This window comes from Simiaoa sp. (genome assembly GCF_051972595.1).
Taxonomy (GTDB): Bacteria; Bacillota; Clostridia; order Lachnospirales; family Lachnospiraceae; genus Acetatifactor; species Acetatifactor hominis.
Window position 1 is genome coordinate 1 of sequence record NZ_JBOKRY010000069.1, and the last position, 6694, is coordinate 6694.

General features: G+C 48.5%; 5 protein-coding genes. All 5 read left to right on the top strand.

All coding sequences use genetic code 11. From position 1 onward, the window contains the following. The coding region (locus tag ACTRDR_RS14520) for a stage V sporulation protein AA (RefSeq protein WP_440528330.1) at nt 1-543 on the top strand (543 nt) is incomplete at its 5' end. A 129-nt stretch (nt 544-672) separates the two neighbouring features. Continuing rightward, a complete protein-coding gene (locus ACTRDR_RS14525; RefSeq protein ID WP_176865389.1) occupies nt 673-1716 on the top strand; it encodes an NlpC/P60 family protein in 1044 nt (347 codons plus the stop codon). Between the two features lie 186 nt (nt 1717-1902). Next, on the top strand, nt 1903-3825 hold the full coding sequence (locus ACTRDR_RS14530; protein ID WP_440528332.1) for a diguanylate cyclase domain-containing protein: 1923 nt from the start codon (nt 1903-1905) through the stop codon (nt 3823-3825). A 125-nt stretch (nt 3826-3950) separates the two neighbouring features. Beyond that, complete coding sequence (gene rpsO / locus ACTRDR_RS14535; protein ID WP_440528334.1) at nt 3951-4217, top strand: 30S ribosomal protein S15; 267 nt, start codon at nt 3951-3953, stop codon at nt 4215-4217. 283 nt (nt 4218-4500) lie between these two features. Then, a complete protein-coding gene (locus tag ACTRDR_RS14540; protein ID WP_440528335.1) occupies nt 4501-6591 on the top strand; it encodes a polyribonucleotide nucleotidyltransferase in 2091 nt (696 codons plus the stop codon). The last annotated feature ends 103 nt before the right edge of the window (nt 6592-6694 follow it).

Here is a 6694-nt window from a genome sequence, read left to right on the forward strand (position 1 = left end):
AAAGTACTGTCGGCAAAATTAAATGCCATCAAGGTCTGCCATTTTCCGAAAGAAGGGGAAAAGCGCTGCGTGATCAGCTGCCTGAAGCTGGTGCGTCTCATGGAGGAGCTCTGTCCGGAAATAGATGTGCAGGTGGTAGGAGAGACAGATGTACTGGTGGAATGGATCAGCGTGGATCAGTACAAAGGCTGGCAGCAGTGGAGCAAGGCTGCGTTCGTGTGCCTGATCAGCTTCTTCGGGACAGCGTTTACCATTATGGCATATCATAATGACGTGGGGATCAACGAAGTATTTACCGAGGTATACCGGATGTGCATGGGTGCGGAACCCGGAGGGATTAATACGCTGGAGGTGGCGTATTCTGTGGGACTGGCGGCAGGTATCATTGTGTTCTTCAATCATATCGGAGGCAGGCGGTTGACAAAGGATCCGACACCCGTGGAAGTGTCTATTAATAATTATGAGACCGATGTGGAGAAGACGCTGATCGAGCAGGCGGGAAGAGAAGGCAGGGAGATCGAGGGGGATAATGGGGAGCTATAAGACATCCTTAGGAAGATATAGGAAATGGTCGGAATGGGTTGACATAGTCAGGGATGGACGCTATAATCAATATCGTAATGTAATAAATTTGTAACAAATTCGTAAAAGGAATTTAACTGAAAGGTTTTTATGATAAAGAATAAGAAGAACAGACAGATGAAATTCATAGCAGCCGGCATGGCACTTTTCATGTTGGCATCACCGATCTCCGTATCCGCAGCCGGCAGCAGCACACTGATGGCTTCCGGTGGCATTGCATCCGTACTGGAGATGGATCGTTCCCTGGAGGAATATATCCAGATCGCGCAGGATGCGCAGGGAGCTTCCTGGGGATATACCAATATCGGTGTAGCCAATGTAGAGTCCGGCAATCTGAATATCAGAGCAGTGCCCTCCACGGACGGTAAGCTGGTGGGTAAGCTGCCCAAGGATGCTGCCTGTGAAGTCATCGAGACGAAGGACGGCTGGTGCCATATCAAGTCCGGTGAAGTGGATGGCTATGTAAGCCGGGAGTTCTTACATACAGGACCGGAGGCTACGATCCGTGCGGCACAGCTGGTACATACAGTGGCAATTGCCAATACGGACGGATTGAATGTACGCCAGGAGCCCAACACCTCCAGCGAGATCGTGACGCAGGTAGGACAGGGCGAGGAGATGGAATATGTGGAGACCGGTGCCGATGGCTGGGTGAAGATTTCCATCGATGGTGAGGATGCTTATGTGTCCCAGGAATTTGTCACAGTGGAAGAAAAGCTGGATACCGCCATTACCATGACGGAACTGCTCTACGGTCAGGGGGTATCCGATGTGCGCGTAGATCTGGTGGAATATGCGAAACAGTTTGTGGGTAACCCTTATGTATGGGGAGGAACCAGTCTGACCAAGGGTGCCGATTGCTCCGGTTTTGTACTGGCAGTGTTCAAAAAATACGGTATTTCCCTGAGTCATTCTTCCAGAGCGCAGGCGAATGAAGGAACGAAGATCAGCGCTTCGGATCTGAAGCCCGGAGATCTGATCTTCTACGGTAACGGCAAAGGTAACATCAACCATGTAGCGATCTATATCGGCGGAGGACAGGTTATTCATGCCAGCAGTCCTAAGACCGGTATCAAGATCAGCAGTTATAAATACCGTACTCCCGTGAAATGTGTCCGCGTAATTCAGGATTGATATAGGAAAAAATTTAAAGTGTAAAGGCATTGTGCGTCTGGTGGCGGGCAATGCCTTTTTGACATTCGGAAGGATGCTTTTAATAATTGCGTTTCCATGGGAACTGTGATACTATTTTTTATATATCTAAGAAAGCGCTGGAATGGGTACAGCAGCAAATATAATGAAACTAAATGGGTGATGGAGATGCGAAAAGTAGCTTTGATCACAGATGGTTGGAGACGTCTGTTTACATATGCATGGCCGGCGGGAATTCTGCAGAGGATTCAGGAGACCGGAGAGGATGTCAATCTGTACATTTTCAACAGTACAGGTAACTGGAGCCGGGATGCCGGATACAATAGGGCAGAGTACAATATTTACAATCTGCCGGAGTTGTCCGATTTTGACGGGATTATTCTGGAATTAAATAATATCAGTTCTCCTGCGGTGCTTGCGGATGTGATCAGCAATGCAAAGCGATCAGGACGGCCTGTGGTATCCATTGCCAATGAACTGGGAGATTTTTATTATGTGGGGATCGATAATTATTCGGCCATGAAGCAGGTTATCGCACATCTTCATGAGGTGCATGACTGCAAAAAATTCTGGCTGTTAGTGGGAGCACAGGGTAATTACGAGAGCAGCTGCCGCCTGCAGGGAATGCTGGATTATGCCAGAGAACATAAGATTAAGATCGACAAGGACGATATCTGGTACGGTTCCTTTGATTATAAGAGCGGACTGGAAGGTTATAAACATCTATGGGACCGGCACAAGGAGCTCCCGGATGCTGTGATCTGTATTAATGACAATGTGGCGGTTGCTGTATGCGAAGCAGCAGCACAGATGGGATTTCATGCACCGGACGATTTTCGTATCACCGGATTTGATAATTTTGACAAGGCTGGCTTCTACACACCCAGCATTACAACTGTGGGACATATCCAGGAAGAAGCTGCTTACCATGGGATGGATGTCCTCCTGCGCCTCTGGGCAGGGGAGAATGTACCCAAATACAATTTCACTGAGACGGAAATGCTGTGGCAGGAGAGCTGCGGCTGTGGAAAGGGTAGTAGCCGGGATGCCAGGGGGCATCTGAAGGATCAGATCATGTACAGTGTGGAGAGCGAAGAATTCGATGAGGAAGTACTCTCCATGGAAGCGGAAATGATGCAGTGCAATACGGTGGAGGAGATGATGTATTGTATCCCTCAATGCATTCCTTCCCTGAAATGCGATGCTATGTATCTTGTATTGGATGATCATCTGAATGCTTATAAGAAAGAGGCGGAGAAGAGTATTCACCTGGATGCGGCACCTTCTGACGAAGGCTTTTATGTACACGGTTATCCGAGACAGATGCAGATGACCTTTGCCTATGAGAGAGACCAGAGGCTGGATCTGGACAGACAGGAAGTGGACGGAATCTTCCCCACATTTGACTATCCGAAGCCGGGACAGGATTTTCTGTTCCTGCCGCTGCATTTCGGAGAGCGTACAGTGGGCTATGTGGTCATCCGTAATGCGGTCTATCTTATGGAGAAGCAGTATTTGTTCCAGATCATGAATGCATTGACCCGTTCCATGGAGAACCTTCATAAAAAAGAAATGCTCGCATATATGAATAAAAAATTATCCTCGCTGTATATCATGGATACCCTGACCGGTATATACAATCGAATGGGATACCAACAGTTAGGAGAGAAAGCCTTCCGGATCTCAAAACGGAATCATCGGAAACTGCTGATACTGTTTGTGGATCTCGACAGGCTCAAATATATCAACGACACGTTCGGTCATGAATATGGCGATATGGCTATCTGTGCGGCAGCCAGGGCACTGATGCAGTGCAGCAGCCGTGACGCGGTGCCTGCCAGAACCGGCGGCGATGAATTCGTCGTGGTACAGACGTATCAGTCCGATGAAGCCTCGAGAGATCTGGTCCATCGGATCCGTAGAACACTGGAGGCGGAGGGAAAGGCACAGAAGCTTCCATTTCCGCTGACCATGAGTATCGGAACCGTAGTGACGGATCCGGACAGCAATCTGACCTTTGGGGATTATGTAAAACAGGCTGACAGCTTGATGTACGAAGAAAAAGTACAGAAACGTGCTGCCAGAAAATAAAAAGTGTATTTACAACAGAAGATTATTGTGCTATATTGAAACAGTATGATTAGCCGATGCTCAGATTACGGACACTCCGACCTTAGTCTTAGTATCAGGCGTTTAAAAAACAGGAGGAAAAAGAAATGATTTCTAAGGAAAAGAAAACAGCCATCATGAACGAGTATGCAAGAACCCCCGGTGACACCGGTTCACCTGAGGTACAGGTAGCAGTCCTGACTGCAAGAATCCAGGAGCTTACCGAGCATCTGAAGGAGAACCCTAAGGATCATCATTCTCGTCGTGGTATGCTGAAGATGGTAGGTCAGAGACGTGGTCTTCTGGATTACCTGAAGAAGAAGGATATCGAGAGATATCGTGCATTAATCGAGAAGCTTGGCTTAAGAAAATAATGCTGACTGGTGAGCGGGGTCTGCCGATTACATCGGCGCTCCGCTTTCTCTGTGTATGTGATGACAGATACTCTGTCATTGCTTTGGGTAACAAGCGGTATGGAAGTGAGCCCCGAGACCGCTGAAAAGGGTATGTTGGGAAAAGCAACATGAATTTTTCAGTAGTTTCGGTAATCCTCCAGACCGTGGAAATATTTATTAAATTATTTATATCGTAGAGTGATAAAGGTGTCCCATGAGGAACACAAAAGATAAAGTCACGTACGATGGATAGGAGGAATTTATGTATCAAAGTTACAAGATGGATCTTGCAGGCAGACCTCTGGTGGTTGATATCAACCGTGTAGGTAAGCAGGCAAACGGATGTGCATTCATGCACTATGGTGATACCACTGTTCTCTGTACCGCAACCGCTTCCGAGAAGCCCAGAGACGGTATCGATTTCTTCCCTCTGAGTGTAGAGTACGAAGAGAAAATGTACGCTGTGGGTAAGATCCCCGGCGGCTTCAATAAGAGAGAGGGCAAGGCAAGCGAGAACGCTATTCTGACCAGCCGTGTCATCGATAGACCTATGCGTCCCCTGTTCCCCAAGGATTACCGTAACGACGTAACCCTGAACAACATGGTAATGAGCGTAGATCCCGAGTGTCGTCCCGAGCTGGTAGCCATGATCGGTGCGGCTATCGCTACCTGTATTTCCGATATTCCTTTCGACGGTCCTTGCGCTATGACCCAGGTAGGCATGATCGATGGTGAGTTCATCATCAATCCCAGCCAGGAGCAGTGGAAGAAGGGCAATCTGAACCTGACCGTTGCTTCCACCAGAGAGAAAGTGATCATGATCGAAGCAGGTGCTAATGAGATTCCTGAGGCTACCATGATCGAAGCTATCTACAAGGCTCACGAAGTGAACCAGACCATCATCGCTTTCATCGACAAGATCGTAGCAGAAGTTGGCAAGAAGAAGCACGAGTATACCAGCTGTGCGGTTCCCGCTGAAATGTTCGAGGCTATGAAGGAGATCGTATCTCCCGCCGAGATGGAAGAGGCAGTATTTACCGATGACAAGCAGACCCGTGAGGAGAATATCCGTGTGATCACCGACAAGCTGACCGAAGCTTTCGCTGAGAACGAAGAGTGGCTGGCTATCTTAGGTGAGGCTGTATATCAGTATGAGAAGAAGACCGTTCGTAAGATGATCCTGAAGGACCACAAGCGTCCCGATGGTCGTGCGATCACCCAGATCCGTCCCTTGGCAGCAGAAGTAGATATCATCCCCCGTGTACATGGTTCCGCTATGTTCACCCGTGGACAGACACAGATCTGTAATGTATGTACTCTGGCTCCTCTGTCCGAGCAGCAGAAGATCGATGGCCTGGATGAGAACGAAGTAAGCAAGAGATATATGCATCATTATAACTTCCCTTCCTATTCCGTAGGTGAGACCAAGCCTTCCCGCGGACCCGGAAGACGTGAGATCGGTCACGGTGCTCTGGCTGAGAGAGCCCTGATCCCCGTACTGCCCAGTGAGGACGAGTTCCCTTATACAATTCGTACCGTATCTGAGACTTTTGAATCCAACGGATCTACCTCCATGGCTTCCACCTGTGCTTCCTGCATGTCCCTGATGGCAGCAGGCGTACCTATCAAGAAGATGGTAGCAGGTATTTCCTGTGGTCTGGTAACCGGCGAGACCGATGACGATTTCGTACTGTTGACCGATATCCAGGGATTGGAAGACTTCTTCGGAGATATGGACTTTAAGGTAACCGGTACTACCGAAGGTATTACCGCTATTCAGATGGATATTAAGATCCACGGTCTGACCAGACCTATCGTAGAAGGCGCTATTGCAAGATGCCGTGATGCAAGACTGTTCATCATGGATACCTGCATGAAGCCTGCAATCTCTGCTCCCAGAACAGAGGTTGGCAAGTACGCTCCCAAGATCATCTCCATTCAGATCGATCCCGACAGAATCGGTGATGTAGTAGGTCAGCGTGGCAAGACCATCAATGAGATCATTGCACGTACCGGCGTGAAGATCGATATCACCGATGACGGTAAGGTATCTATCTGCGGTACCGATAAGGAAATGATGGATAAGGCTCTGGAGATGGTGAAGATCATCACCACGGACTTCGAAGAAGGTCAGATCTTCAAGGGCAAGGTAGTAAGCATCAAGGAATTCGGTGCATTCATCGAGTTCGCACCCGGTAAGGAAGGCATGGTACACATCTCCAAGATCGCTAAGGAGAGAATCAACCGTGTAGAAGATGTCCTGACCCTGGGAGACGTAGTAACAGTAGTATGCCTGGGCAAGGATAAGATGGGAAGAATCAGCTTCTCCATGAAGGATGTAGCTCAGCAGTAAGCTGAGAAAAATAAACCGCTGTGGGCGTAAGCCTGCAGCGGTTTTTACTTATGGGCTTTAGCCTGTTGAGTGCATCGGAGTTTCTCCAAACGGAGAAATGGAG

Bases quoted from the DNA above. Each gene is read 5' to 3' on its own strand.
- ACTRDR_RS14525 (WP_176865389.1), top strand. From the start codon at position 673: ATGATAAAGAATAAGAAGAACAGACAGATGAAATTCATAGCAGCCGGC.
- ACTRDR_RS14530 (WP_440528332.1), top strand. From the start codon at position 1,903: ATGCGAAAAGTAGCTTTGATCACAGATGGTTGGAGACGTCTGTTTACA.
- rpsO (WP_440528334.1), top strand. From the start codon at position 3,951: ATGATTTCTAAGGAAAAGAAAACAGCCATCATGAACGAGTATGCAAGA.
- ACTRDR_RS14540 (WP_440528335.1), top strand. From the start codon at position 4,501: ATGTATCAAAGTTACAAGATGGATCTTGCAGGCAGACCTCTGGTGGTT.